This is a genomic window from Clostridium vitabionis (assembly GCF_015351765.1).
Lineage (GTDB): Bacteria > Bacillota > Clostridia > Lachnospirales > Lachnospiraceae > Clostridium_R > Clostridium_R vitabionis.
Map to the genome: position 1 here is coordinate 1 of NZ_JADKQA010000030.1, position 1,023 is coordinate 1,023.

Sequence of the window (1,023 nt, forward strand, 5' to 3'; positions counted from 1 at the left end):
AAAATGCGGAATTATCCAGTGTTTTCAAGGCTTTTGGGGCGTTGTATTGCGCGCAGTTTTTCTCTAGTTGCACGTTTTATTGGAAGTCAACATGATTTGAATGTCATTTTATTGTCACGAGTGACAATATCATTATGCCGTGAAAGCGAATTTAATGCAAGAGATTAGATAAAAAGCATAAAAATAGACCCCGGCACGAATGCAAGGATCTTACAAAAAGTCTCGAAGGCTTTTTTGATGTTGCCTAAAGTATAACCAACTCAACGGTCAGCGTCAACCACTTTCCGTAAAAAGTCAAACGCCGTGGAAATTGCCGGGCTATCTTTGAAGGCTTCTGGATGCTTATAAAGGCGCCCATGAACAAAAGTCCTCAATTTATCCATCTGGTGCATTCGCACTTCTTCAGTGACATATGTCTGCTCTGCATATAACAAGCAACATATCTCAAATAATGGGCGACATGATAATTTCTTCTGTCTTTCCCTTTTGCCAATGTTCGGTACACTGGCAACAAATTGTGTAACAGCAGCGCCAGGATGCGTTTTTCCGATATGTTCTTGTAAGTCAAACAACATACAACTGTTATGACCACAGGCATTACGTAATGTTCTGACAGGGTTTACTACACCATTATCCAGGATCTTATCCTGTCTACCACAACGATTGTAATAAAAATTATAAAGCCGAGCAAAATCTCCAAAAGTAATACACTCCGTTAGTACCCATACTGGGCAGTCCACACCTGTAGTTTGTGGTCCTCCTACGTTGCGTTCAATCGTGAAATACTTCGTAATCAATCCGCTTGTGAATGAACTCCCCGACGTATGTGCTATGGAATTAGCTACAGAAGGGTTTGCCGCCAGGAAGTCATTGACAATTGAATAACCATCTTCATTTACATCATCTTCAATATCTGCAAGAAAAGGGACCTTCGTAAGCGCGAAGTAATTCGTTGGATTGTTTCACTCCAATCCGTTTGAGATAATTACTCCAAACATTGAAGCAGATGTTGGAGTGAATTGC

1 protein-coding gene is annotated in these 1,023 nt (G+C 40.7%); it reads right to left on the minus strand.

What is annotated here, in order from left to right; translation table 11 throughout:
* Window positions 1–260 precede the first annotated feature (260 nt).
* Window positions 261–797, minus strand: a complete 537-nt coding sequence (locus ISF27_RS13135; protein ID WP_235986447.1) for an Abi family protein — start codon at window positions 795–797, stop codon at window positions 261–263.
* Window positions 798–1,023: the final 226 nt, after the last annotated feature.